This window comes from Actinoplanes subtropicus (genome assembly GCF_000721705.1).
Taxonomy (GTDB): Bacteria; Actinomycetota; Actinomycetes; order Mycobacteriales; family Micromonosporaceae; genus Actinoplanes; species Actinoplanes subtropicus.
The window spans coordinates 20668-42541 of the sequence record NZ_JOJL01000035.1 but is presented as its reverse complement, the minus strand read 5'-3'; the positions used below and the strand labels follow the sequence as shown (position 1 = coordinate 42541).

The 21874-nt window shown below is 71.7% G+C and carries 22 protein-coding genes; 12 read left to right on the top strand and 10 right to left on the bottom strand.

All coding sequences use genetic code 11. The features are described from left to right. Positions 1-46 precede the first annotated feature (46 nt). From IH26_RS0139750 to IH26_RS0139740, 3 genes are read left to right on the top strand one after another with little or no spacing between them, the layout of a single operon-like run. Positions 47-568, top strand: a complete 522-nt coding sequence (locus IH26_RS0139750; RefSeq protein WP_030441462.1) for a PadR family transcriptional regulator — start codon at positions 47-49, stop codon at positions 566-568. Continuing rightward, complete coding sequence (locus IH26_RS0139745; protein WP_030441461.1) at positions 565-1266, top strand: ABC transporter ATP-binding protein; 702 nt, start codon at positions 565-567, stop codon at positions 1264-1266. The genes IH26_RS0139750 and IH26_RS0139745 overlap by 4 nt, the downstream gene beginning before the upstream one ends. Further along, positions 1266-3086 (top strand): FtsX-like permease family protein, encoded by a 1821-nt coding sequence (locus tag IH26_RS0139740; protein WP_030441460.1) that lies wholly within the window; start codon positions 1266-1268, stop codon positions 3084-3086. The genes IH26_RS0139745 and IH26_RS0139740 overlap by 1 nt, the downstream gene beginning before the upstream one ends. On the opposite strand, the gene IH26_RS0139735 is transcribed toward IH26_RS0139740, so the two are convergent. Both IH26_RS0139735 and IH26_RS0139730 read right to left on the bottom strand, forming a co-directional pair. After that, entirely contained in the window at positions 3083-3709 is a 627-nt protein-coding gene (locus tag IH26_RS0139735; protein WP_034216959.1) for a DedA family protein, read from the bottom strand. The two genes, IH26_RS0139740 and IH26_RS0139735, sit on opposite strands and share 4 nt — an antisense overlap. Further along, on the bottom strand, positions 3696-5141 hold the full coding sequence (locus IH26_RS0139730; protein WP_030441458.1) for a sensor histidine kinase: 1446 nt from the start codon (positions 5139-5141) through the stop codon (positions 3696-3698). The genes IH26_RS0139735 and IH26_RS0139730 overlap by 14 nt, the downstream gene beginning before the upstream one ends. An 82-nt stretch (positions 5142-5223) precedes the next feature. Between IH26_RS0139730 and IH26_RS0139725 the strand changes: the two genes are divergently transcribed. The 3 genes from IH26_RS0139725 to IH26_RS0139710 all read left to right on the top strand — a co-directional run bounded on the left by IH26_RS0139725 (position 5224) and on the right by IH26_RS0139710 (position 7381). Then, complete coding sequence (locus IH26_RS0139725) at positions 5224-5910, top strand: response regulator transcription factor (protein ID WP_030441457.1); 687 nt, start codon at positions 5224-5226, stop codon at positions 5908-5910. 119 nt (positions 5911-6029) lie between these two features. Beyond that, a complete protein-coding gene (locus tag IH26_RS0139715) occupies positions 6030-6632 on the top strand; it encodes a glycosyltransferase (protein ID WP_051809343.1) in 603 nt (200 codons plus the stop codon). Continuing rightward, positions 6629-7381 (top strand): polysaccharide deacetylase family protein, encoded by a 753-nt coding sequence (locus IH26_RS0139710; RefSeq protein WP_030441455.1) that lies wholly within the window; start codon positions 6629-6631, stop codon positions 7379-7381. Before IH26_RS0139715 ends, IH26_RS0139710 begins: the two co-directional genes overlap by 4 nt. Positions 7382-7390: 9 nt before the next feature. On the opposite strand, the gene IH26_RS0139705 is transcribed toward IH26_RS0139710, so the two are convergent. After that, on the bottom strand, positions 7391-8563 hold the full coding sequence (locus IH26_RS0139705; RefSeq protein ID WP_051809341.1) for a YncE family protein: 1173 nt from the start codon (positions 8561-8563) through the stop codon (positions 7391-7393). Continuing rightward, complete coding sequence (locus IH26_RS0139700; protein WP_030441453.1) at positions 8560-9324, bottom strand: polysaccharide deacetylase family protein; 765 nt, start codon at positions 9322-9324, stop codon at positions 8560-8562. The genes IH26_RS0139705 and IH26_RS0139700 overlap by 4 nt, the downstream gene beginning before the upstream one ends. 105 nt (positions 9325-9429) lie before the next feature. Here IH26_RS0139700 and IH26_RS0139695 point away from each other — a divergent pair, with 105 nt between their 5' ends. Genes IH26_RS0139695 through IH26_RS0139670 form a run of 6 tightly spaced genes read left to right on the top strand, consistent with a single transcriptional unit; the run spans position 9430 to position 14970 of the window. Further along, positions 9430-10785, top strand: coding sequence for an FAD-binding oxidoreductase (locus tag IH26_RS0139695; RefSeq protein ID WP_157437606.1), 1356 nt, complete (start codon positions 9430-9432; stop codon positions 10783-10785). Next, a complete protein-coding gene (locus IH26_RS0139690; RefSeq protein WP_051809336.1) occupies positions 10778-11629 on the top strand; it encodes an SDR family NAD(P)-dependent oxidoreductase in 852 nt (283 codons plus the stop codon). The genes IH26_RS0139695 and IH26_RS0139690 overlap by 8 nt, the downstream gene beginning before the upstream one ends. After that, the gene (locus IH26_RS0139685; protein ID WP_169789883.1) at positions 11553-12257 is read left to right on the top strand and encodes an HAD-IB family hydrolase; all 705 of its coding nucleotides are present in this window, start codon (positions 11553-11555) and stop codon (positions 12255-12257) included. The genes IH26_RS0139690 and IH26_RS0139685 overlap by 77 nt, the downstream gene beginning before the upstream one ends. After that, on the top strand, positions 12254-13414 hold the full coding sequence (locus IH26_RS62380) for a phosphodiester glycosidase family protein (protein WP_051809333.1): 1161 nt from the start codon (positions 12254-12256) through the stop codon (positions 13412-13414). Before IH26_RS0139685 ends, IH26_RS62380 begins: the two co-directional genes overlap by 4 nt. Before the next feature lies 1 nt (position 13415). Then, positions 13416-14282, top strand: a complete 867-nt coding sequence (locus IH26_RS0139675; RefSeq protein WP_051809331.1) for a decaprenyl-phosphate phosphoribosyltransferase — start codon at positions 13416-13418, stop codon at positions 14280-14282. Between the two features lie 10 nt (positions 14283-14292). After that, positions 14293-14970, top strand: coding sequence for a response regulator transcription factor (locus IH26_RS0139670; RefSeq protein ID WP_030441447.1), 678 nt, complete (start codon positions 14293-14295; stop codon positions 14968-14970). Here the strand turns inward: IH26_RS0139670 and IH26_RS0139665 are convergent. From IH26_RS0139665 to IH26_RS56545, 6 genes are all read right to left on the bottom strand, one after another. After that, positions 14943-16325, bottom strand: a complete 1383-nt coding sequence (locus tag IH26_RS0139665; protein ID WP_051809329.1) for a sensor histidine kinase — start codon at positions 16323-16325, stop codon at positions 14943-14945. The genes IH26_RS0139670 and IH26_RS0139665 overlap by 28 nt on opposite strands. A 102-nt stretch (positions 16326-16427) precedes the next feature. Beyond that, the gene (locus IH26_RS0139660) at positions 16428-17624 is read right to left on the bottom strand and encodes a COG4705 family protein (RefSeq protein WP_245665897.1); all 1197 of its coding nucleotides are present in this window, start codon (positions 17622-17624) and stop codon (positions 16428-16430) included. 171 nt (positions 17625-17795) lie between these two features. Then, a complete protein-coding gene (locus tag IH26_RS0139655) occupies positions 17796-18671 on the bottom strand; it encodes a PIG-L deacetylase family protein (protein WP_063763807.1) in 876 nt (291 codons plus the stop codon). Further along, positions 18668-19801 (bottom strand): glycosyltransferase family 4 protein, encoded by a 1134-nt coding sequence (locus IH26_RS0139650; protein ID WP_051809327.1) that lies wholly within the window; start codon positions 19799-19801, stop codon positions 18668-18670. The genes IH26_RS0139655 and IH26_RS0139650 overlap by 4 nt, the downstream gene beginning before the upstream one ends. Continuing rightward, complete coding sequence (locus IH26_RS0139645; RefSeq protein WP_030441442.1) at positions 19792-20883, bottom strand: lysylphosphatidylglycerol synthase transmembrane domain-containing protein; 1092 nt, start codon at positions 20881-20883, stop codon at positions 19792-19794. Before IH26_RS0139645 ends, IH26_RS0139650 begins: the two co-directional genes overlap by 10 nt. Before the next feature lie 191 nt (positions 20884-21074). Further along, positions 21075-21830, bottom strand: coding sequence for an alkaline phosphatase family protein (locus tag IH26_RS56545; protein WP_169789882.1), 756 nt, complete (start codon positions 21828-21830; stop codon positions 21075-21077). Between the last annotated feature and the right edge of the window lie 44 nt (positions 21831-21874).

Genomic DNA, 21874 nt, shown 5'->3' with positions numbered 1-21874 from the left:
TAACGGTTATCTGACAGGTAACGGTTATCGGTGGAGGTTCGGTGCGATGCAGGACGTGGTGCTGGCCCTGCTGGCCAAGGAGCCGTCGCACGGCTATCAGCTGCGCGCTCGGCTGCGCGACGCGCTCGGCCCGCTCGGTGAGTCGCTCAACGACGGGCAGATCTATGTGACCCTGACCCGGTTGGAAAAGGCCGGCCTGGTCACCTGGGAACCAGCGGGTGACGGCGAGGGCCGCGACCGCAAGGTGTACGCCCTGACCTCTGCGGGTCAGCATCGGGTTGCCGAGTGGCTGACCGAGGTGGCCTGGCCACGACCGGCTCCCACGGATTTCCACCTCAAGCTGACCGCTGCCGCCACGGCGCGGCTGGCCGACCCGATCGCGCTGATCGACGCCCAGCGGCGGGAGTTGCTGCGCCTGCTGCGCGACGCGCAACGGGCCGCCCTGGCCGAGGCGCCCGGTTCGCCGGCCGAACTCGTGCTCGAGGGCCAGGTGCTGCGGTTGGAAGCAGATCTGAAGTGGCTGGACGCGTGTGAACAAGCCTGGACGACACAGAGGGACAAGTCATGAGTGACGTGGTGCTGCGTACCCGGCGGGTGCGCAAGGAATTCGGCAAGGGCGCCGGCCGGGTCCGCGCGGTCGACGACATCGACTTCGAGGTCGCCGCGGGCGAGACGGTCGCGGTGATGGGCCCGAGCGGCTGCGGCAAATCCACCCTGCTGCACCTGCTCGGCGGGTTGCAGCGGCCGACCGGCGGGGAAGTCGTCCTGGATGGTCGGCGCGTCGACGAGATGAGCGAGCGGGCGCTGGCCCGGCTCCGGCGTGATCGGATCGGTTTCGTGTTCCAGGCGTTCCACCTGATGCCCGAGCTGACCGCGGTCGAGAACGTCGAGGTGCCCGCTCTGCTGGCGGGTCGCTCACCGCGAGCGGCCCGCGGCGCGGCGCTGGAACTGCTCGACCGCGTGGGCCTGGCCGATCGGACCGGTCATCTGCCGTCGGCGCTGTCCGGCGGGCAGCGGCAACGGGTCGCGATCGCCCGGGCCTTGGTCACCGAGCCGCTGGTGGTGCTGGCCGACGAGCCGACCGGCAATCTCGACAGCGCCGCGACCTCGGAGGTGCTGCGGCTGTTCGACCGGCTGCGTGCGGCCGGGCAGACCTTGATCATCGTCACGCACGACGCGCGGATCGCGGCCACCGCCAACCGGTTGCTGTCGATGCGCGACGGCGCCCTGGTCGACCAGACCCTGCTCGCCGAGGTGGCGGCGTGATGGGCCGATATCTGCTCGTGCTCCGGCTCGCCTGGCGCGATCTGCGCCGCCGTCCGGTGGAGGCGATCCTCGCGGTGCTGGTGATGGCGGCGGCGACCACGACGCTGACGATCGGGCTCGCCCTGCACGGCGTGACCGATCATCCCTACGAGCAGACGCGGGCGGCAACCGCCGGGCCGGACGCGGTGGCAGGCTTTCTGAGCGAGGACGGCACACCGCCCAAGACCGCCGATGTCGATGCGGTCACGCACCTGCCGGGTGTCAGCGCCCATGGTGCGCTGATGCCGCTGGCGCACACCACGTTGGCGATGGGCGGGCGTACCGCCACCGTGCAGGCGCTGGGCCGATCGCCGGCCGGTGATCCGGTGGATCAGCCGAGGCTGACCTCGGGCGCCTGGGTCGGCGCCGGTTCTGTGGTGCTCGAGCGCGGCTTCGCCGACGCTCTCGGCGCCCGGGTGGGCGATCAGGTCACCCTTGGCGGCCGGTCCTTCCACATCGGCGGTACGGCGGTGAGCGCGGCTCTGCCGGCGTACCCGAGCAGCCTGTGTCACCTGCTGTGCTTCGCCGGGGTCGCGCCCGGTCCGAACGCGTTCGACATCGGCCTGGTCTGGTTGACCCCGGCCGATCTGGCGACGGTGCAGGAGCGCACCACCCCGGCCGTGGTCTACCTGCTCGACCTGCGGCTGGCTGACCCGTCCGCGGCGCCGGCCTTCGCCGCGACGCACGGCACGCTGCCCGGCCGCGATCCCGGCGCGAGCGGACCGTTCCTGCTGTCCTGGCAGCAGATCCGCGACGCCGACGCCGGCGTGACCCGCTCCGCACAGGCCGCGTTGCAGGTGGGCGCGGTCCTGCTCGCCCTGCTCGCGATCGCCGGCCTGACCGTGCTGGCCGGGCGCCGCACCCTCGAGCAGACCCGGCGGGTCGGCCTGCTCAAGGCGGTCGGCGGCACTCCCGGCCTGATCGCCCTCGTGCTGCTCGTCGAACATCTCGCCCTGGCCGTGCTCGCCGCGGCAGCCGGGCTCGGCGTGGGCCGCGTCCTGGCCGGCCGGTTCACCGCCCCGAGCGCCGGGCTGCTCGGCTCACCCGGCCCGGCGTCGCTGACCGGTACGACCGTCGCCGTGGTGGTCACCGCCGCCCTGCTGGTGGCCCTGGCCGCCACGCTGCTGCCGGCCTTGCGGGCCGCCCGGTCCGCCACGATCACCGCGCTCGAGGCGCCGGCCCGCACGCCGCGCCGGCACGGCCGGCTGATCGCGCTGTCCGCCTCGCTGCCGGTTCCGCTGCTGCTCGGGCTGCGCCTGATCGGCCGCCGGCCGGGCCGGGCCGCGCTGGCGGTGCTCAGCACCGCGGTCACCGTCACCGGTCTGGTCACCATTCTGACGAGCGACGCGGTCTCCGGCCGGGGCACCGGCGGGCTGCACAACCTGCGCACCGAGCGGCTGACCCAGGTCACCACCATGATCACGGTGATGCTGCTGGTGCTGGCCGCGGCCAACACGGTGTTCCTGACCTGGGCCACGGTCGCCGATGCCCGGCACGCGTCGGCGTTGGCCCGCGCCTTCGGCGCCACCCCGAGCCAGGTGACCGGTGGCCTGGCGGCCGCCCAGGTGGTGCCGGCCGCGGTCGGTGCGCTGCTCGGCCTGCCGGCCGGCCTGATCGTCTACCGCCTGGTCACGCAGACCTCGCTGACGATGCCGTCGTTAGCTGGCTTGGCCGCGGTCCTGGTTGGGGCGATTCTCGCGGTGGTGGTCTGCACGGCGATACCTGCGGGCGTCGGTGCGCGCCGGCCGGTGGCCGACGTGCTGAGCGCCGACGCGGCTTAGAAACGCGAGGCGCTCGTCTCGCGGGAGCGTCCGCGGGCCCGCAGCAATTCGATCGCGATCGGCACGACCGAGACGGCGACGATGCCGATCAGAATCAGCTCGATGTGGTCGCGGACGAAGGCCACCTGGCCGAGGAAGTAGCCCAGGGTTGTCACGCCGGTGGCCCACAGCGCTCCGCCGATGACGTTGTAGAGCACGAAGGTGCGGTAGTGCATGCGGACCGCGCCGGCGACGATCGGGGTGAAGGTGCGCACGACCGGCACGAACCGGGCCAGGATCAGCGAGCGAGCGCCGTACTTGTAGAAGAAGCCGTGCGCCCGGACGAGGTTCTCCTGCTTGAACAGCCGGGAGTCGGGCCGGCGGAACAGGCCGGGGCCGAAGCGGCGGCCGAAGGCGTAGCCGGCCTGGTCACCGGCGACCGCGGCGCCCGCAGCCAGCAGGCACAGCAGCCACAGCGGTACATGCAGGTAGGTGCCGCCGGCCACCAGCAGCCCGGCGGTGAACAGCAGCGAGTCGCCAGGTAGGAAGAACCCGATCAGCAGCCCGGACTCGGCGAAGACGATGGCGAGGATACCCAACAGGCCGAACGCCGAGATCAGATGTTGCGGATCAAGAAGACTCATAACGCGAAACGTAGGGTTCGGCGGCTGAAGAATCGTTGAACGTCGTCGGCAGCGGCAGCCGGATCCGCATGGCAGCGCCCTGGTCGAGGTCGTCGGCGGTCAGCGTGCCGCCGTGCGCGCTCACGATGTCGCGGGCGATTGCGAGGCCCAGTCCGCTGCCGCCGTCCATGCGTGACCGGCTGCCGTCGAGCCGGACGAATCGGTCGAAGATGCGCTCTCGGTCGGACGGCGGAATGGGCGGGCCGTCGTTGCCGATCACGATCTCGGCCATCCGGTCCCGGCCGGCGACGCTGATGGTGATCTTGGTGTGGGCGTGCCGGATCGCGTTGTCGATCACGTTGCGGACGACGCGAAGCAGGGCATCCGGGTCGCCCTCGACGCGGACCGGGTCGAAGATGGCCCGCACGTTCAGGTTCGGGTGGAGCTCGGCCAGGCGTTCGCGCTCGGTGTAGACCAGGTCGTCGAGGTCGACATCTTGCCTACGGGTCCGCAGTTGGTCGTTGTCGGCGCGGGCGAGCAGCAGCAGGTCCTCGACCAGGCGGGCCATCCGGGTGCTCTCGGTGCGGATCCGGCCGACCGATCGCGCGGCGGTGGCCGGCAGGCCGGCGGTCTCGAGCAGGTCGGCGTTGGCTTGCACGGTGGCGAGCGGGCTGCGCAGTTCGTGGCTGGCGTCGCCGACGAACCGGCGCTGGGCGGCGGACGAGGCCTCGATCCGGTCGAGCATGGTGTTCATCGTCGAGGCGAGCGCGGCGATCTCGTCGTCGGTGGCCGGGACCGGCAGCCGTTCGTGCAGGTTGTGGGCGGTGATCGTGGCGGCCTGCAGGCGCATCGCCTCGACCGGCCGCAGGGTGCGCCCGACGAACAGGAACGTGGCGACGCCGACCGTCAACGCGAGCAACGGCAAGCCCAGCAGCAACGCAACGATCACCGCGTCGCTGCCGTCGCCGACGGTGTCCAGGGACTCGGCGACTAGTACCGTGCGGTTGCCGACCGGCGTGCTCACTCCCTGCGCGACGATCCAGAACGGTTCCTCATGGACGCCGGGGAGATGCCGTTGCTCCTTGATCCGTTCGCCGGGGCCCGGGCGGAGTGCGGAGATTGCGGTCTCGCCGGCCAAGGCGTCGGACGCGGCCTCGACCCGGCCGGCAGCGTCGAGTATCTGGACGACCGTGCGGTCCCGGGCCGAGGGGCGCAGCAGGGTGGGCAGGTCGGACCCGGACGTGAGCGCGGCGGCGATCTGGGCGGCTTTGTCGTTGGCGGCGGTGTTGATGTTGTCCAGCAGGATGGCGCGCGCGGTCACGAACAGCACCCCGCCGGCCAGCAGCGACGCGATGGCCACCACGACGGCGGCGGCAAGGGCCGACCGCAGGCGCACGCCCAGGCGGCGGCGCAGCGACGGGACGCTCAGACGACGGCGCAGGGTGACCAGCATGGCCGTCACGGTAACGGCGGAGAAGTCGCCGAGGTGGCGGTCTTAAGCGGTTTTTCAGGGGGAGTGGGGCCAGGCTGGACGCATGCGAGTGCTGGTGGTGGAGGACGAGGTCAGTTTGGCCGAGACGTTGCGGGATGGGCTGAGCGAGGCGGGGTTCGTCGTCGACGTGGTGCATGACGGGGTCGACGGGCTGTGGCAGGCCACCGAGATGCCGCACGGGGCGTACGACGTGATCGTGCTGGACATCATGCTGCCCGGGCTGAGCGGTTACGAGGTGTGCCGACAGTTGCGGTCGCGGGAGGTGTGGACGCCGATCCTGATGCTGACCGCGAAGGACGGCGAGTACGACCAGGCCGACGCGTTCGATCTGGGCGCCGACGACTACCTGACCAAGCCGTTCTCGTTCGTGGTGCTGATCGCCCGGCTGCGCGCGCTGATCCGGCGCGGCGCGCCCGAGCGGCCGGCCGTGCTGGCCGCCGGCGACCTGTCGCTGAATCCGGCCGAGCGGCGGGTGTTCCGCGACGAGGAGCCGATTGCGGTGACCCCGCGCGAGTTCGCGATGCTGGAGTTCCTGATGCGCCACCGCGGGGAGGCCATGACCAAGCGGGCGATTCTGGAGAACGTCTGGGACGCGCACTTCGCCGGCGACCCGAACATCGTCGAGGTCTACATCGGCTACCTGCGCAAGAAGATCGATCACCCGTTCGAGCGCGCGTCGATCGAAACGGTGCGGGGAGCGGGATACCGGCTGGCGGCCGACGGCGGGTGACGGCCGTAGCGTTCAGGGATTCTTCAGCGCGCGATCCTCAGCCTCTGGGCCATGAACAGCCCTTCCCCCGTCCTGGTCGTCTCGGCCAGCATCTGGCCCCGAACGAGGACGCCACCATCGTGATCCACGAGCGATACGGCTTACCCGCGATCACCCATGCCCCGCTGGTCGATCCGGCCTTCCGGCCCAGCGCCGGGCCGGAAGACGTAGTCGCCGCGCGGCAGCGGCTCGGCCTGCCGCTGGACGCTCGGCTGGCGCTGGTGGTGGCCGGATCCGGGGGCGTCGGCGACATCGACACGACCGTCCACGACCTGATCAGCGCCTCCGAGGCGATCCCCCTGGTGGTCTGCGGGCACAACCACGCGCTGCGCGAGCGACTGGCCGTCACCGGCAAGGTGATCGCCTTCGGCTGGGTGGACGACATGCCCTCGCTGCTGCACGCCGCCGACGTCGTGGTCACCAACGCCGGCGGACTGACCGCGATGGAGGCCCTCGTCAGCCACGTTCCGGTGATCAGCTACCGGTGCCTGCCGGGGCACGGGGTCGCCAACGCCGCCGCACTCGAGCGCTTGGGATTGGCGGCCTGGCCGCGCACCGTCGCTGAGCTCGGCCCCGCCCTGCACGCGGCCATGCGGACGACCGCGCCGTCAACGACCGGCATCCGCCCAGGGGCCGATGCGGCCGAGGCCACCGAGCTCATCCTGCGGTCGGTGGCGCGATGAACCCGGCTCGGACTGTCATAGCGGCAGTCGGTCATCCGTTCCCCGCAGTCGCCGCGATCGGCCCACTGCGCCGGCAGCTTCTCCCATATCTGGCCGGCATCGGCCACCCCCGGCACGTCGCACTGACCTTCGACGACGGCCCGCACCCCGACGCCACTCCCGAGCTGCTGGACCTGCTCGACCGCGCCGGTGTGCGGGCCACGTTCTTCCTGCTCGGACGGATGGCCGAGGAACTGCCCGAGGTCGCTCGGGCCGTTGCGGACGCCGGGCACGAGGTCGGCGTGCACGGTTATGAGCACCGGCTGCTGCTGAAGCAGGGCCCGGCCGCCACCCGGCTCGACATCAGCCGGGCCACCGCGGCGATCATCGCGGTGACCGGGGTGCGGCCGCGGTGGTGGCGTCCGCCGTACGGGGTGGCCAACGCCGCCGCCCTGCTGGAGGCCCGCCGGCTCGGGCTGCGGCCGGTGTTGTGGACCACGTGGGGCCGGGACTGGACCAGGACCTGCACGCCGGACTCCGTCTATCGCAGCATCATGCGTAAGCTCGGCGGCGGCGGCACGATCCTGCTGCACGACAGCGACCACTGGGCCGCCCCGAAGTGCTGGTTGTCCATGCTGGGCGCGCTGCCCGCGATCCTGACCACCTGCCGGGCCCGCGGTCTGGCCGTCGGCCCGCTCGCCGAGCACGGCATCCGCACGGCCACCTCGACCTCCGGCCGCGCCGGATCCTCGGCACGGCCCCTTTGGTGACCGGTTCGGTCAGCGGAGGATTCCGGTGTGGCCCAGCGAGTAACGGCCCGGCTGGGGCCAGACGCAGAGGCCGTGCGGCTCGGCGCCGACGGGGATCCGCGCGCGGAGCCGGCCGGTGGCGGTGTCGATGGCGTAGACCTCGCGGTCGTAGCGGCCGGAGAGCCACAGGACGCGGCCGTCGGCCGAGACGCCGCCCATGTCCGGGCTGGCGTGCCCGGGCAGCCGCCAGGTGGACACCACCCGGCCGGTGCGGAGGTCCAGGACGGACACGCTGCCGGCGCCGCGGTTAGCGATGTAGAGGTAGCGGGAGTCGCGGCTGGGGTAGAGCCCGTGGGCGCCGTCGCCGGTGGGGATGAAGGTGCGGACCGTGAGGTGGTCGCCGTCGACGACCCACAGGCCGCTGGTCTGCATGTCGGCGACGTACCAGGTCTGCCCGTCCGGCGAGATCTTGATGTCCTGCGGCATGGCGTGCCCCGGTAGGTGCAGTCGCCCGGCGACGCGCTGCGCGGCGGTGTCGACCTTGACGAGGTCGCCGGAGAACTCGCAGGTGGCGATGAAATACCGGCCGTCGGCCGAGAAGTCGGCGTGGTTGACGCCGTCGCAGCCCACCGAGAGCACGTGCCGGGGTGCCATGGTGTGCGGGTCGCTGAAGACGATGGCCCGGCGCGACTCGGCCATCACCATCGCGTACCGGCCGTCGGGGGTGAAGTAGAGGTTGTACGGGTCGTCCACCGGGACCGGCTTGCCGAATCGGGCGGTGACCGGGTCGATCGGGATGAGCGTGTTGCCGGTGTTGTCGTTGACCCACAGCGTGCGCAGGTCCCAGGAGGGCACCACGTGCTGCGGGCCGTGCCCGGCGGCCACCGTCCGGATCACTTTGTAGGTTCGGGGGTCGATCACCGAGACGGTGTCGCCGCCGAAGTTCGGCACGTAGACCAGCGGACGGGCGCGGGCCGCGGCAGCCGCGAAATGCCCGGGGCGGTCGGCGGCGTAGACGTCGGCCGGATCGAGCGGCGGTGCCATGCCCGGCAACAACGTCATGGGGGCACTCGCGGAGGGCTGGGCCGCGGGTGAGGAGGTACGGGGTTGGGCCGGCGCGGGGGCCGACGTGCAGCCGGCCAGCACCATCAGTGCGGCCAGGGCGGCGGCCCGGCCGGTGCGGGTATGTCGGGCCCGGGTCATGCGAACAGGTCCGAGGCGGTGACCGGGCGCAGGTTGCGGGCGCGCAGGCCGGTCAGGATGGGGGCGATCGCCGCCACGGTGCCCTCGTGGCCGCAGTGCAGGCTCACGATCGAGCCGGGGCGCGCGGCGGCGAGAGTGGCCGAGACGATCGCGGAGGGGCCCGGGTCGGTGAAGTCGCGCGGATCCACGTCGTACGACAGACAGGTCGGATAGCCGGCCCGGCGGGCAGCGGATTTGATCGTCGGGGTGGCGTACTGGGTTTGCGACGGGCGGAACCAGCGGCCGATCGAACCGGCGACCGCACGCACGGCTTCCGCACACGCGCTGATCTCGGCGTACGCAAGCTGGGGTTTCATGGTTTTGATGTCGGCGTGATGCTGGGTGTGGTTGCCGAGCTCGTGGCCGTCGGCGAGCAGCCGCCGGCCGAGGTCGGCGTTCGCGGCCAGCCAGGTGCCGACGGCCAGCACCGTGACGCGGGCGCCGCCGCGCTTGAGCTCGTCGAGCAGGGCCGTCACGATCCGAGCATCACCCTGGCCGTGGAAGGTCAAGGCGACCTGTGGCCGGTCGCGCGGTCCGTGCCGGACCTCGTCGGGAAGGATCGGTCCGGCCGAACTCGTCGTCGGCGTGGGGTGCGTGTTCGGGGACCTCTCCGCTGTGGACGAGGCAGTCGCCGGGACGGCAGATGGCCGTGCGGCATCGCAGCCGGCGGCGGCGCCGAGGGAGAGGGCGGTGACCGCGCGAAGGGCGTCGCGACGATGCATGGGCGGATGCTAGGCAGGCGCACATTAGAGCGGGCTGAATGAGCCCGAAACAGGAGCTCAAGCGCTTCAGCCCGCGTTCAGGTAACCGGCCGCATCGTGGGTGTCGTGCTGCAGCGAGAACGACCGACCATGATCGGTGGCTGGGGCCGGGTGACCGGGAGCCCGGCCACCGTGGTGACACCGGACTGCGATGAAGACTGGGCCGAACTCCTCGGCGCGGCCGGCCCACGTGGATTGATCCCGCGCGGTGGCGGCCGTTCCTACGGGGACGCCGCCCAGAACGCCGGCGGCCTGGTCGTCTCGACGATGGCCGAGGCGAGCATCGGGGATGTCGACGCGGCCGCCGCCACCGTCGAGGTAGGCGCCGGCGTGACGATCGGCGACCTGCTCCGGTACCTGGCGCCGGGCGGCTGGACCCTGCCGGTGGTGCCCGGCACCGCCGCGGTCACCGTGGGTGGGGCGATCGCGGCCGATGTGCACGGCAAGAATCACGAGCGGCACGGGGCGTTCGGCCGGCACGTCGCGGCGATGACTGTGCTCACGCCGGCGTACGGGACGGTCGAGATGAGCCCGACGGTCAACGCCGACGAATTCTGGGCCACGGTCGGCGGCCTCGGCCTGACCGGCATCATCCGCCGGGCCACCCTGCGGCTGATCCCGCTCGCCTCCTGGTGGGTCTCGACCGTCGACGAACAGCAACCACGCCTGCACCGCGTCCTCGATCGGCTACACGCGGCCTCGGTGAGCAGCGACCACGCCGTGGCCTGGGTGGACCCTCTCGGGGCCGGCGTGATCACCCGAGCGACGACGGCACGACTCGGCGCCCTGACTCCCGGCCGTGCCGCCCGGACCCGCGCCACGCCGACCCTGCCCGGCAGAGGCATCGCCTGGCCGCCGCTGGCCGCCGCCGCCAACGCGGCACGCCGCACCGCTGTCGTGCTCCGCCCGCGACATCTCCGGCCCCTGTCGGAGCTGCACTTCCCGTTGGACTCTCTGCCCGGCTGGCCGCGGTTGCACGGCCGGCGCGGGCTGGTCCAGCATCAGTTCGCCGTCCCGTTCGGTGCCGAACATGTGCTTGCCTATGCGCTTCAGGCCGCCCGCGAGGCCGGGCATCCGCCGTCGCTCGTTGTGGTGAAAGTCTTCGGCGAGGCCAACCCGGCGCCGCTGTCGTTCCCCGGGCCGGGCTGGAGCCTGGCGATGGACTTCGCCGCCGATCCCGCCCTCGGCCCGCTGCTCGACCGGCTCGACGAGCGGATCGCCGCTGCGGGCGGGCGGGTTTACCTGGTGAAGGACAGCCGCGCCCACCCCGATCTGATCGCCGCCATGTATCCGGGCCTGGCCCGGTGGCGCGCCGTACGGGCCCTGCTCGATCCGGACGGTCTGCTCGTCTCCGACCTGGCGCGCCGGCTGCGCCTGGCCGATCAACGGATCGACGACCAGATCGGAGCCAGTCATGCGTGACGGACTCGGCCGCCCGCAGACCGTGCTCCTGCTCGGCGGCACCTCCGAGATCGGTCAGGCCATCGCCGAGCAACTCCTGCCCCAGAGCGGGACGCTTATCCTGGCCGGACGCGACCCGGCCGCGCTCGCCGAGACGGCCGAGCGGCTGACCAAGGCACGACGGCAGGTGGCGACCCTGCACTACGACGCCCTCGCCCCGGCCGCCGCGACCGTCGACCTGCTCGCGGTCGCCGCCGCCCGCCACGGCGACCTCGACGTCGTGATCCTCGGCGTCGGAACACTCACCGAGGAAACGGCGCTGGCCGACACGAGCGCGGTCGAAAAGACCATGCACACCAACCTGCTCGGGCCGATGCTCGCGGTGCACGCCACCGCCGCCCGGCTACGCGCGCAGGGGCACGGCACCCTGGTGGTCCTCTCCTCGGTCGCCGCCGTACGCACCCGCGACGGGCTGCTCAGCTACGGCGTCGCCAAGGCGGCCCTGGACCTCTATGCCCGCGGCATCGGCGAATCGTTGCGCGGCAGCGGCGCCCGCGTCCTGGTCGTGCGGCCCGGCCACGTACGCACCCGGATGACCGCCGGCCTGCCCGAGCCACCCTTCACCACCGAGGCCCACGAGGTTGCCGCCCGGGTCGGCCGGGTCCTGTCCGGCCGGGCGCGCGTCGTCTACGCCCCTGCCCTACTCGGGCCCGTCATGACCGCGCTGCGCTTGCTGCCGGCGGCGGTCTATCGCCGGCTCGACGCGGCGCAACGCAGAGGAGCACCCCTTGAGCAAGACCAACGTCCCACCGCTGACCGTCATCGAGCCGCCGCAAGTCTTGCCGACGAGCGGCGGCCCCGGTGATGACCCACGGCCGCGCCGCGGGCGCCCGGCCGCCGTCTGGGATCTGGACGGAACGCTGACCCGCGCCGACACGCTGCTGCCGTTCCTGCGCCGAGTCGCCGGCACGGCGTCGGTCGTGCGAGCCCTGGCCGTGGCCGCGACCCGGGATCTGCCCCGACACAGGCGGCGAAGCGCCGCCAAGGCGCTGGTGCTGCAGCAACTGCTCGGCGGGCGGCCGCTCGCCGAGATCGATCCGATCGCCCGCGACTACGCCACCCGGGTCCAGGACAAGCTACGAGCAGACTCCACGCAGCTGTGGACCTGGCACCGCCACCACGGTCACCGCCTGGTGATCGCCTCGGCCTCCCCGGGAATCTACGTGCACCACCTCGGCCGGCTGCTCGGCGCCGACACGGTGATCTGCACCGAGATGGCGGTGGTCAACGGCCGGCTCACCGGCGCTCTCAAGGGCCGCAACTGCCACGGGCACGAGAAGGCCCGACGGGTCCTGGAATATCTGGCCGAGCAGCCGGCGAGTCAGGTCTGGGCCTACGCCAACGGCGCCACCGACCGCCCGCTGCTGGAGATCGCCGACATCGCCGTCCGGGTCACCACCTATCGCCACGTCACGGTCCGGGACGACCGATGAGCACCTCCACCAGGCCGACACCGATCCACATGCTGCCTCGACGGCGCAAGCGCCGGGCGCCCAACCCGCGTCGACGTCGCCTTCGCCGGCTGATCGGCATCGCCGTGGCGCTGATCCTGATCTGGCCCGCCATCTCCTACACGCAGGCGCTCACCGCGCCCGGCAGCGCCACCTGGCAGATGCGCACCGTCGACTGGATCCGCCTGCGGCACGGCGGCGCCCTGATCAATGCCATCGAGAACTGGTGGTACACCCGGCACAAGCCGGCCGCCGGACCACCCGACGCCGCTGCTCTTCCGCGGATCGAGCCCGGCCCGGCGAAGGTCATCGGCCCGGACGCGCTGCCGCGACTGCCCGGCGTCGCCCCGTTGCCGGGCGAGGCGACCTGGGCGGCCGGCCGCACGGCAGCGTCCGGTCTCCCGCTGATCTACACCGGGTTCCTGCGGCCCGACCCGGCCCATCTGAGCATCGTCGCCGGGGTCGCCTGGATGCGCAGCAGCGGCACCATCACCCATCTGGTCGCGGGAACGAGGCAGCCGGGCGGCCCGGCATGGCCGGGCACCGCGTCGGTGCCCGCCGGCGACGTCGGCCGGTTGGTCGCCACGTTCAACTCCGGCTGGAAGATGCAGGACATCGCCGGCGGGTTCTACCTCGACGGGCAGACCACCCGGCGGCTGGTCACCGGGCAGGCGTCGCTGGTCATCGACAAGCACGGGGGCGTGACGATCGGCGCCTGGGGCACGGATGTGCGGATGACGGCCGGCGTCGTCGCCGTACGACAGAATCTCGCCCTCGTTGTTGATCGTGGGCGGCCGGTGGCCGGGCTGAGCACCAACGCCGACGGGCGCTGGGGGTCAGCGCACAACCAGTACCAGTACACCTGGCGGTCGGGCGCGGGGATCGACGCGCACGGCAACCTGATCTACGTGGCCGGCGACAAGATGAACCTGGCCACGCTGGCCGCGGCGATGGCCGACGCGGGGGTGGTCCGGGGCATGCAGCTGGACATCCATTCCGGGATGGCAAGCTTCGCCTCCTGGCAGCCGCTGCCCGGCAACGCGGCGGCCCCGACCAAGCTGCTGCCCCGGATGCCGCGGTCGGCCTACCGCTATCTGAACCCGGACCAGCGAGACTTCTTCTACGTGACGGCGAATTGAGATGGCCGCGCCGACCCTCGCCCAGCCGGTCTCGTCGCCGCTGCTGGCCGCCGCCCGGCCCCGGCAGTGGATCAAGAACGGGCTCGTGTTCGCCGCTCCGCTAGCCGCCGGCGTCCTGGTCGAGCCGGCCAGTTTCGTGGCGTTGCTCGCGTTCGTGCTGGCGTCGGCCGCGACGTATTTCATCAACGATGCCGCCGATGTCGAGGCCGATCGGCGTCACCCGGTCAAGTGCCGGCGGCCGGTGGCGTCCGGGGTCATCTCGGTGCGCACTGCATGGTTCTGGGGCCTCGGGCTGCTGGTGGCGGCGCTGGCGGTGGCGCCGCTGGCCGGCTTTGCCCTGTTCGGGTGCGTGGCGGCTTACCTGGCCCTGACCTTCGCCTACAGCTGGCGGCTCAAACGGATCGCGGTCGTCGACATCCTCGCGGTCGCCGGCGGGTTCCTGCTGCGCACCGTGGGCGGGGCAGTCGCCGCCGGGGTGCCGATGTCGAGCTGGTTCCTGCTCACCGCGCTGCTCGGGTCGCTGTTCCTGGTGACCGGCAAGCGGCTGAGCGAGTTGCGCCGTGACCGGGACGCGCGGGCGGTCCTGGCCGGGTACTCGCTGCCCTGGCTGCAGCAGACGCTTACCATGACCTTGACCGGGACCGTCATCGCGTACGCCTGCTGGGCCTTTGAATTTTCCGGCGACGCCTCCTTGCCGCTGCTCGGCCTGTCGCTGGTGCCGTTCCTGGCCGGGCTGATGCGCTACAGCCTGCTGGTCGCCCGCGGCGACGGCGAGGCACCCGAAAACCTGCTCGTCTCGGACCGGTTCCTGCTGATCAGCGGCTTCGCCTGGGGATCCATGGCGACCGCGGCGCTCTACTTCGGATAGAGGACGACAAGTGCGTGTTCTGCTCGTGGAGGACGAGGCGGCGCTGGCCGCGATGGTGCGCGACGCCCTGATCGGGGAGGGCTTCGCGGTCGACGTCGCGACCACCGGCGACGACGGGCTGTGGGCCGCGACCGAGCACCCGTACGACGTGATCGTGCTGGACATCATGCTGCCGGGGCTCAGCGGCTACGAGGTCTGCCGGCAACTGCGCGGCCGGGAGGTGTGGACGCCGATCGTGATGCTGACCGCCAAGGACGGCGAGTACGACCAGGCGGACGCCCTCGACCTGGGCGCCGACGACTACCTCACCAAGCCGTTCTCGCTGGTGGTGCTGCTGGCCCGGCTCCGCGCGGTGGTCCGCCGCGGGCGGCCCGAGCGGCCGGCCGTGCTCGTCGCCGGCGACCTGAGCGTCGATCCGGCGACCCGCCGGGTCACCCGCGGCGACCAGGAGATCTCGGTGACCAGCCGGGAGTTCGCGCTGCTGGAATTCCTGATCCGGCACCGCGGCGAGGTCGTCTCCAAGAACGCGATCATCGGCGGCGTCTGGGACTGGACCTTCGACGGCGACACCAACATCGTCGAGGTCTACATCCGCTACCTGCGCAAGAAGATCGACCAGCCGTTCGGCCGGTCGGCGATCGAGACCGTCCGCGGCGCCGGTTACCGGCTGGCGGCCAACGGCGGGTGATCCGCGCCCTCCGCGTGCAGCGGGAGCCGGACATGGAAGACGGCGCCCGGACCGTCGTCGACACGGACGTCGCCGCCGTGCCCGTCGACGATCTCCCGGGTGATCGGCAGCCCGAGACCCGAGCCACCGTCGTGCCGGGACCGGCTGTCGTCCAGGCGTACGAACCGATCGAAGATCCGCTCCCGGTCGACCGGGTCGATACCGCGGCCGTCGTCGGTGATCACCAGATGGGCGCAATCGTCCTGCCGGACCGTGACGGTCACCGTCGAGCGCGCGTGCCGGGCCGCGTTGTCCAGCAGGTTGCGTACGGCCCGCCGCAGCCGGGCGGCGTCTCCGACGAGGCGCACCGGCTCCAGCCGAAGCCGAAGATCCACCGACGGGAAGCGGGCGGTGAACCGCTCACGCTCGGCGAACACCAGGTCGTCCAGGTCCAGCTCGTCCTGCCGGAACGCGAGCCCGTGCTCGTCGGAGCGGGCCAGCAGCAACAGATCCGCCACCAGCGTGCCGAGCCGTTCCGCCTCGCCTTGCAGCAAGCTGATCTGGGCCAGCCCGGTCTCGGAGGTGGCCCGGGTTGCCAGGTAGTCGAGGCCGACCTGAACCGTAGTGAGAGGGCTCCGCAACTCGTGCCCGGCATCGGCGACGAACCGGCGCTGCGCGATGGCCGCCGCCTCGAGCCGGTCGAGCATGGCATTCATGGTGCGAGCCAGCGCGGCCACCTCGTCATGGCCGCCCGGCAGCGGCACTCGGGCGTGCAGGTCCTGGGCCGTGATTGAGGCGACCCGCCGGCGAATAGCCTCTACCGGCCGCAGCGAGCGTCCGACGAAGACGAAGGTGGCCAACCCGACGACGGCCACCAGGAAAGGCATGCCGGTGGCCAGGGTACGAGTCAGCGCCTCGGTGTTCTCCCGGACGGGCTGCAGCGACTGCGCGACGACCACCGTTTGCGGCCCTTTCGACGTCTTCACCCCGGCCGCCCAGATCCGGTACGGAGCGTCGTCGCCGGTCGGCCACGGCCGCGTGGACTTCACTGTGCTGCCGACGGGGACGGCGTGGCTCGCCAGCGGCGGTCTCGACCCCACGGGGAACGACGTCGCGACGGGGTTTCCCGAGCTGTCGAGGACCTGAATCAGCGTGGTGTTCCCGGTCAGGGTCTCGAGCACGTCGGACGCCTCGTCGTCACGCAGCCCGGTCTTGACCTCGGCGACACGTTGGCGAACAGCGCTGTCGACGTTGTGCGTCAGAATCGACTCCGTCGCTCGCACGAAACCGAACGCGGCAACCACCCCGGCCACCCCGACGACGACCGCCGCCGCGATCGCCGTGCGCAGCCGGACGCCACCCAGCCATCTGCTCATGTGCGGGAACGTAGGTGACCCAACCTGACGAGGAGCTGAATCCCGGAGGAGACCACCGGGTCATGATGCGTCCCGCGCAGCACGACCCAGCGGCCCGGCCGGTCAGATGCCGTCGAACTTGTTCAGGGTGGTGAGCAGGGTGGCGAGCGTCGACGCGCAGGTCGACTGGCTCGGGCTGCCCGCACGCAGGGCGGTGAGGGCATCGTCGATCTGGCCGTCGAGCTGGTGCCACTTGCCGGCGTCCCGGGGCTTGAGCCCGGCCTCGGCGTCGTCCCAGGCCACCTCTAGATCCTTGATCCGGGCCTTGGCGCCGGCCAGGTCGTTCTTGGCGACCTTGCCCTTCACGTCAGTCACAATGGTGGCGAAGCTGGTGAGGTCGCCGAGCCGTGTGGTCGGGTGCACCTTCCGCGCGGGCGCCGCTCGACCGGTGGTGCCGGCGGACTGACCGGCCGCGGGCGCTCCCGGGTCTACCACGGCCAGGGAGTTGCTGCCGCTGTCCGAGGTGTCGGAGTGGGTCGCGCTGAGCCCCAGGCCCACGCCGGCGACCACCACCAGACCGGCGGCGGCCCACGCGTAGTCGGCCCGATGCCCACCGGCGGGTCCGCTGCCCTTCGCCGCCACCCCGTGCCGATTGACCAGCAGCTGCTCCCGGGTGACCAGCACGATGATGACTGCGAAGAACAGGATGCTGGTCGCGCTGGCGCCCAGCGCGAGCCCGCCGAACTGCTTGTCCTGGGTGAGCAGGTCGCCCATCGAGGCACCGAGCGGCCGGGTCAGCACATAAGCGATCCAGAAGGTCAAAACCTGACCGAATCCGATTTTGTACGCGATCCAGGTCGCCGCGATGAGCCCGCCGAAGATCAGCACGCCGTTGCGGAAGCCCAGGCTCAGCGCCTCGGTGGCCAGATCGCCGGCCGCGGTGCCGAGCGCGAACGTGGTGAGGATGGCTCCCCAGTAGAAGGCCTCGCGGCGCGGGGTGTCGATCGAGGTGATCGCCAGGGTGTGTTCCTGGCGGTGCCAGACGACGAAGACAATGGCGAGAACGACGGCGAAGACCGCAGTGCTCAGGTAGAGGCTGACGCCCAGCGTGTCGGTGAAGAAGTCGGTGATCTGGGTGCCGACGATGCTCACCAGCACCACGCACAGCCAGTAGATCCAGGGCGTGTATTGCCGGGTGCGGAACTGGATGACCAGTGCGGTGACGAGCACGGCGGCCATGAGGGCGTCGGTGACCAGCGGCCCCAGTCCGACGTTAACGGTCAGATAGTCGGCAAACGTCTCACCGATTGTCGTGGACAATACTTTGATGACCCAGAACGTCGCGGTGATGGCCGGTACTTTTGTCAACCAGACACGCGTGCGTTCTGCGGTGGCATAAGTCACCGACATTATTTCTCCTTAGAATGGCTCAGAATGGCTTGCGACGGCTGCCCACCATGAAGCATGCCGCCTTAAATTCCGCTGAAGCGCTCATTCGAGTGGTAACCGCAATCGCGCACATGGCGTCGCGTTTTCTGGTAGAACACAGGCCGATCGCCGTAGGGTGGCGAAAACGTCGCCGTCACGGTGCGTGACCGGCCGCCGGCCGACTTCGGTGAACCACTCCCGTCCGGCGATCAGGCGGAACAGGGGACCGGGCAGCCGTGCCAGCAGGGCGACGGTCCGCCATCCCTGGCCGCCCTGCGTCTGGCTCTCGTGTGCGCGCAGGCCGGCGCGTTTCTGCTTCCAGTAGCGGCGGACGTCGACGGCGTGCGTCGTCGCCGAGCCGGCGGTGTACGCGTCGGATGCCGCGTTCAGCGGCAGCCGCGGGAGCAGGCGACCGGCCAGCCTCATCACGCCGAGCAGGGCTCGCAGCTTCCTCCGGTCCACGGTCGCCTCCAGCAACACCGGAGTCCTGGCCGCGGCTGCGGCATACCGTGCCACCAAGTGCAGGTGGCGGTGATCGGGGTGACCGTATCCGCCGTTTGCGTCGTAGCCGGTGAGGACGTCCGCGCGCTCCGCACGGAGGATCTCGATCAACCCCGCCGCGGCCGGCTCGACCGGGACGTCGACGAATCGCGGTGGATCGCCGGCCGTCGAGGGCGAGTCGCCGTTCAGACCGGAATCGCGGTAGCCGAGTACGGCGACGCGGGCGCAGCCGAGCGCTTCGGCCGCGCGGTGCAGCTCGGCTTCCCGCCGAGCGCCGAGCTCCCGTCCTCCGGCGGCACCGCCGGCCTCGCCGAGGGTCGCGACGACCAGCACGACGCGATGGCCTTCCGCGGCGGCGCGCGCCAAGGTGCCGCCGGTGAGCAGGCTCTCGTCGTCGGGATGTGCGTGGAACGCCACCAGCGTGAACCGTTGCGTCATCCGGGTTGCCCGGCCGTGTGCCGCAGCAGCGGGCCGGTCTGGCGCCGGATCGCTGCCTCGTAGATGGCGTCGGCGGCGCCGAGAACCGCCGGCCAGCTCATGGCCGGTGTGGTGCTCCGATTGTGCGCGGCGACGGCGGCGAGCCGGGCCGGATCGTCCAGCAGCCCGGCGATCGTCGTGGCGAGCATGGCGTCGGAGCCGACCAGCCATCCTTCGACCTCGGGCCGGATGAAGTCGGCGATGCCGGTGCCGGCGCGGGCCACGACCGGCAGGCCGGCGGTGCGGGCTTCCAGGGCGGCGATGCCGAACGACTCGCGCGGCGCCGGCGCGACGTAGAGCTGGGCGTCCGAGAGGATGCCGCGGATGGCCGGGCGGGACAGCGCGCCGGCCAGGTGAATGGCGCCGGCGGAGCCGGAAGCGTCCACCCGGCGTCGTAGCCGCGGCAGGTGCGGGCCGTCGCCGACCAGGACCGCCCGGAACCGTGCCGGGTGGCTTGCGTGCAGGGCGAGCAGGATGTCGAGCAGGGCCTGCGGTCGCTTTCGGCGGACCATGCGCATCACGCTGACCAGGGTGGGGACCGGCGGCTCGGCCGGCGGCCCCACGGTCTGCCAGTCGCCGGGATCGATGCCGTTGGGCAACACTCCGACGACGGCGCCGTCCAGCGCCGCACTCACCGCCTGGGCCGCCGCGGTGCTGACCGCCGTCCACTCCACCGGCCAGCTCGCCGCCCGTTGCCGACGGGCGTACCGGCGGACCAGGGGCAGGATGTCATGCCACATCGAGTGCACCGAGATGACCGTCGGCAGGCCGTTCGCGGCGGCCACGCGGGCAGCCGTCCAGGACAGCGGTGAGAAGGCCGAGATGTGTACGTGTACCAGCTCCGCGGCGCAGACGCGCAGCACACCGGACAACTCGGCGGCGGGCACCCGCCGATGGGGACCGGCGGCGAGGCGACGGCCCGCGCCGAGCCGGAGAACAGGGACATCGCCGAGCTGGTCGCCGCCCTCGGTGGTGGTGATGACCAGGGAGTTGTCGCCACGGCGGCGTTGGTGTGCGGCAAGGTCACTGACCTGCAGTTCGACGCCGCCCAGCCGGGGGAGGTAGACGTCGGTGACGTGGGCTACGCGCATACCGGTGGAGCCCCACGCCGGCGGCCTGCGGAATCCCGGCGTGCGCTCAGCCGCCTGGTGACCCACCACCCGAGCCCCACCGCGGCGCCGACCGGGATCTCCGCTGCGAACACGAAGGAGCGGAAGAGCAGGACCCCGGCGAGCGCCCCGGTGGGGTCGACGCCGAGCGCCAGGAGAATCGTCACCATGCCGGCCTCGGCGGGTCCCGTGCCGCCCGGCGTGATCGGCAGCAGGGTCATCGCCCGCTCGACGACCAGCCCGGCGAACACCACCGCCGCCGGCGGGCGCAGGCCGACGGCCGTCAGGCAGCACCACAGCAAGGCGCCCTGAGCGAGCCAGTAGCCGGCCATGCCCAGGGCCAGCGCCACCCGGCGCCGCCGCACCAGCACGTCGGTTCCCTCGAGCAGGGCGCGGACACCCGCCGCCCAGGTGGTGCCGACGACGCGGCCTCGCGTAGCCCACGAACAAGCGTGTGCCGCAAGGCCGACAACGTGCAGCAAGGCAGTCGCCCGTCCGCACAACGCCCACAGCAGCAGCGCTCCGGCGACGACGGCGCCGGCGACGGGTATCGCCCACGGCGCGGCGCGTGTGGTCGTGAGGGCACCCGTGGCCAGCAGAGCCGCCAGCGCGACGGCCGGCATGAACAGCTTCGCCACGATGTCACAGGCCTTGGAGACCACGACGAAGCGGGCGAAATCAAGTCGACTGTGCCCCCAGGACGCGGTCATCGTGAGGTTCAGGGCCGTACCGGCGAGACCGCCCAGCGGCAGGACGTTGGAGACGGCACTGCCGGTCAGGTTCAGCGTCAAGGCGCGGCGGCGACTGAGCCCCGGCAGCGACGAGGCCAGGACGATCGTGTGCACGTACAGCCCCAGGATCCACAACACACCGAGACCGAGGATCTGGACCCAGGGCAGGCCGCCGATCAGCGCGAATGCCCTCGGCCACGACGCACCCGCGGCCGAGGCCCGGCCGGCCGCCCACACCGCCGCCGCGAGAATGGCGATTGCCAGGGCGATACGCCACCGCCGCGCCCCGGACGCGGATGGCGCGGCATCATGCTCGACCGCGACTCCCGTCATGGCCGCACGCCGGGCTCGGGAAGGAAACGCCACGACGAAGGGCGTGCGGGGAATCGCATCGGCACGCGCTCCTCCATCGCTCGACCGCATCGGACCGGGCCACGATCACCAACGTCGGCTGAGGGAACGCTGAAAATGGCGCCGCCCACCGTCGCCAGCATCGCATCCGTGGCTGCGCCGACGCGGTGATTTCACATTCCCAATGCGGTTCCGAGTGACAGGGCGGTCGCGGCGCAGCCGAGCAACGGCAGGCGCAGTTGTTCCTCGGTGAACCGCAGCGTGGAGCAATGACTGAGCCGCCGGGTCGCCGAGACGTGCCGCAGGAAGGGCGCGACCACGACAGTGGGGATGTGATTGCTGGTCGAGGTGCCTTCGTCCCAGGTGATGACGACGATCAGGCGGCCGGCCCGGTAATCGGGGCCGGCCAGGATCTGCGGCAGCCAGGTCCTCAGCCAGCGATCCCCGGCCGCGACCATGCCCGCCGGGCACTCCGGGGCGCCGTGCATGTCATGGCAGGCGTCGGGGCTGACGAAGGCGTAGGAGGGCAGCGCGCCGTTTGCGATGTCGTTGTGCAAGGCGCCGCCGGCAGTAGTGCCCATCGGGATCGCCCATTGTCGGCAGTCGGCGCGGGAGCGGACAAAATAGGCGGCCGGCACATGCCGTACGAGATATCGGCCTTTGCTCGTCAGCCCGCACGTGCCGGGTGACGACTCGGCGTAATCGCGCCATTGCCGCCCGGACCCGCTGATCTGTTGGAAGACGTTGTCACCGGTCAGCCGGTGCGACTTCGGGTCCTTGTCGTCGCAGATGCCGGCCGTGGTGCCACTCGTGAGCAGGATGTACGCGGCCAGCGACGGACAATGCGTAGGGTAGCCGGCGTCGTAGTCGGTCGCGGTGCCGTAGTCGGCAGCCAACTGATTGAGGTACGGAGCGCGGGAGTCGCCCATGATCTGACCGTATCCGTGGTTCTCCTCGACGATCACCATCACCT

What these genes read in the sequence shown, in the direction of transcription:
- IH26_RS0139700 (WP_030441453.1), bottom strand. Translation starts at nt 9,324, where the DNA reads ATGCATCGTCGCGACGCCCTTCGCGCGGTCACCGCCCTCTCCCTCGGC.
- IH26_RS0139725 (WP_030441457.1), top strand. Translation starts at nt 5,224, where the DNA reads ATGCGAGTGCTGGTGGTGGAGGACGAGGTCAGTTTGGCCGAGACGTTG.
- IH26_RS56545 (WP_169789882.1), bottom strand. Translation starts at nt 21,830, where the DNA reads ATGGGCGACTCCCGCGCTCCGTACCTCAATCAGTTGGCTGCCGACTAC.
- IH26_RS0139730 (WP_030441458.1), bottom strand. Translation starts at nt 5,141, where the DNA reads ATGCTGGTCACCCTGCGCCGTCGTCTGAGCGTCCCGTCGCTGCGCCGC.
- IH26_RS0139645 (WP_030441442.1), bottom strand. Translation starts at nt 20,883, where the DNA reads ATGACGGGAGTCGCGGTCGAGCATGATGCCGCGCCATCCGCGTCCGGG.
- IH26_RS62380 (WP_051809333.1), top strand. Translation starts at nt 12,254, where the DNA reads ATGAGCACCTCCACCAGGCCGACACCGATCCACATGCTGCCTCGACGG.
- IH26_RS0139665 (WP_051809329.1), bottom strand. Translation starts at nt 16,325, where the DNA reads ATGAGCAGATGGCTGGGTGGCGTCCGGCTGCGCACGGCGATCGCGGCG.
- IH26_RS0139655 (WP_063763807.1), bottom strand. Translation starts at nt 18,671, where the DNA reads ATGACGCAACGGTTCACGCTGGTGGCGTTCCACGCACATCCCGACGAC.
- IH26_RS0139750 (WP_030441462.1), top strand. Translation starts at nt 47, where the DNA reads ATGCAGGACGTGGTGCTGGCCCTGCTGGCCAAGGAGCCGTCGCACGGC.
- IH26_RS0139735 (WP_034216959.1), bottom strand. Translation starts at nt 3,709, where the DNA reads ATGAGTCTTCTTGATCCGCAACATCTGATCTCGGCGTTCGGCCTGTTG.
- IH26_RS0139740 (WP_030441460.1), top strand. Translation starts at nt 1,266, where the DNA reads ATGGGCCGATATCTGCTCGTGCTCCGGCTCGCCTGGCGCGATCTGCGC.
- IH26_RS0139710 (WP_030441455.1), top strand. Translation starts at nt 6,629, where the DNA reads ATGAACCCGGCTCGGACTGTCATAGCGGCAGTCGGTCATCCGTTCCCC.
- IH26_RS0139745 (WP_030441461.1), top strand. Translation starts at nt 565, where the DNA reads ATGAGTGACGTGGTGCTGCGTACCCGGCGGGTGCGCAAGGAATTCGGC.
- IH26_RS0139675 (WP_051809331.1), top strand. Translation starts at nt 13,416, where the DNA reads ATGGCCGCGCCGACCCTCGCCCAGCCGGTCTCGTCGCCGCTGCTGGCC.
- IH26_RS0139705 (WP_051809341.1), bottom strand. Translation starts at nt 8,563, where the DNA reads ATGACCCGGGCCCGACATACCCGCACCGGCCGGGCCGCCGCCCTGGCC.
- IH26_RS0139690 (WP_051809336.1), top strand. Translation starts at nt 10,778, where the DNA reads ATGCGTGACGGACTCGGCCGCCCGCAGACCGTGCTCCTGCTCGGCGGC.
- IH26_RS0139650 (WP_051809327.1), bottom strand. Translation starts at nt 19,801, where the DNA reads ATGCGCGTAGCCCACGTCACCGACGTCTACCTCCCCCGGCTGGGCGGC.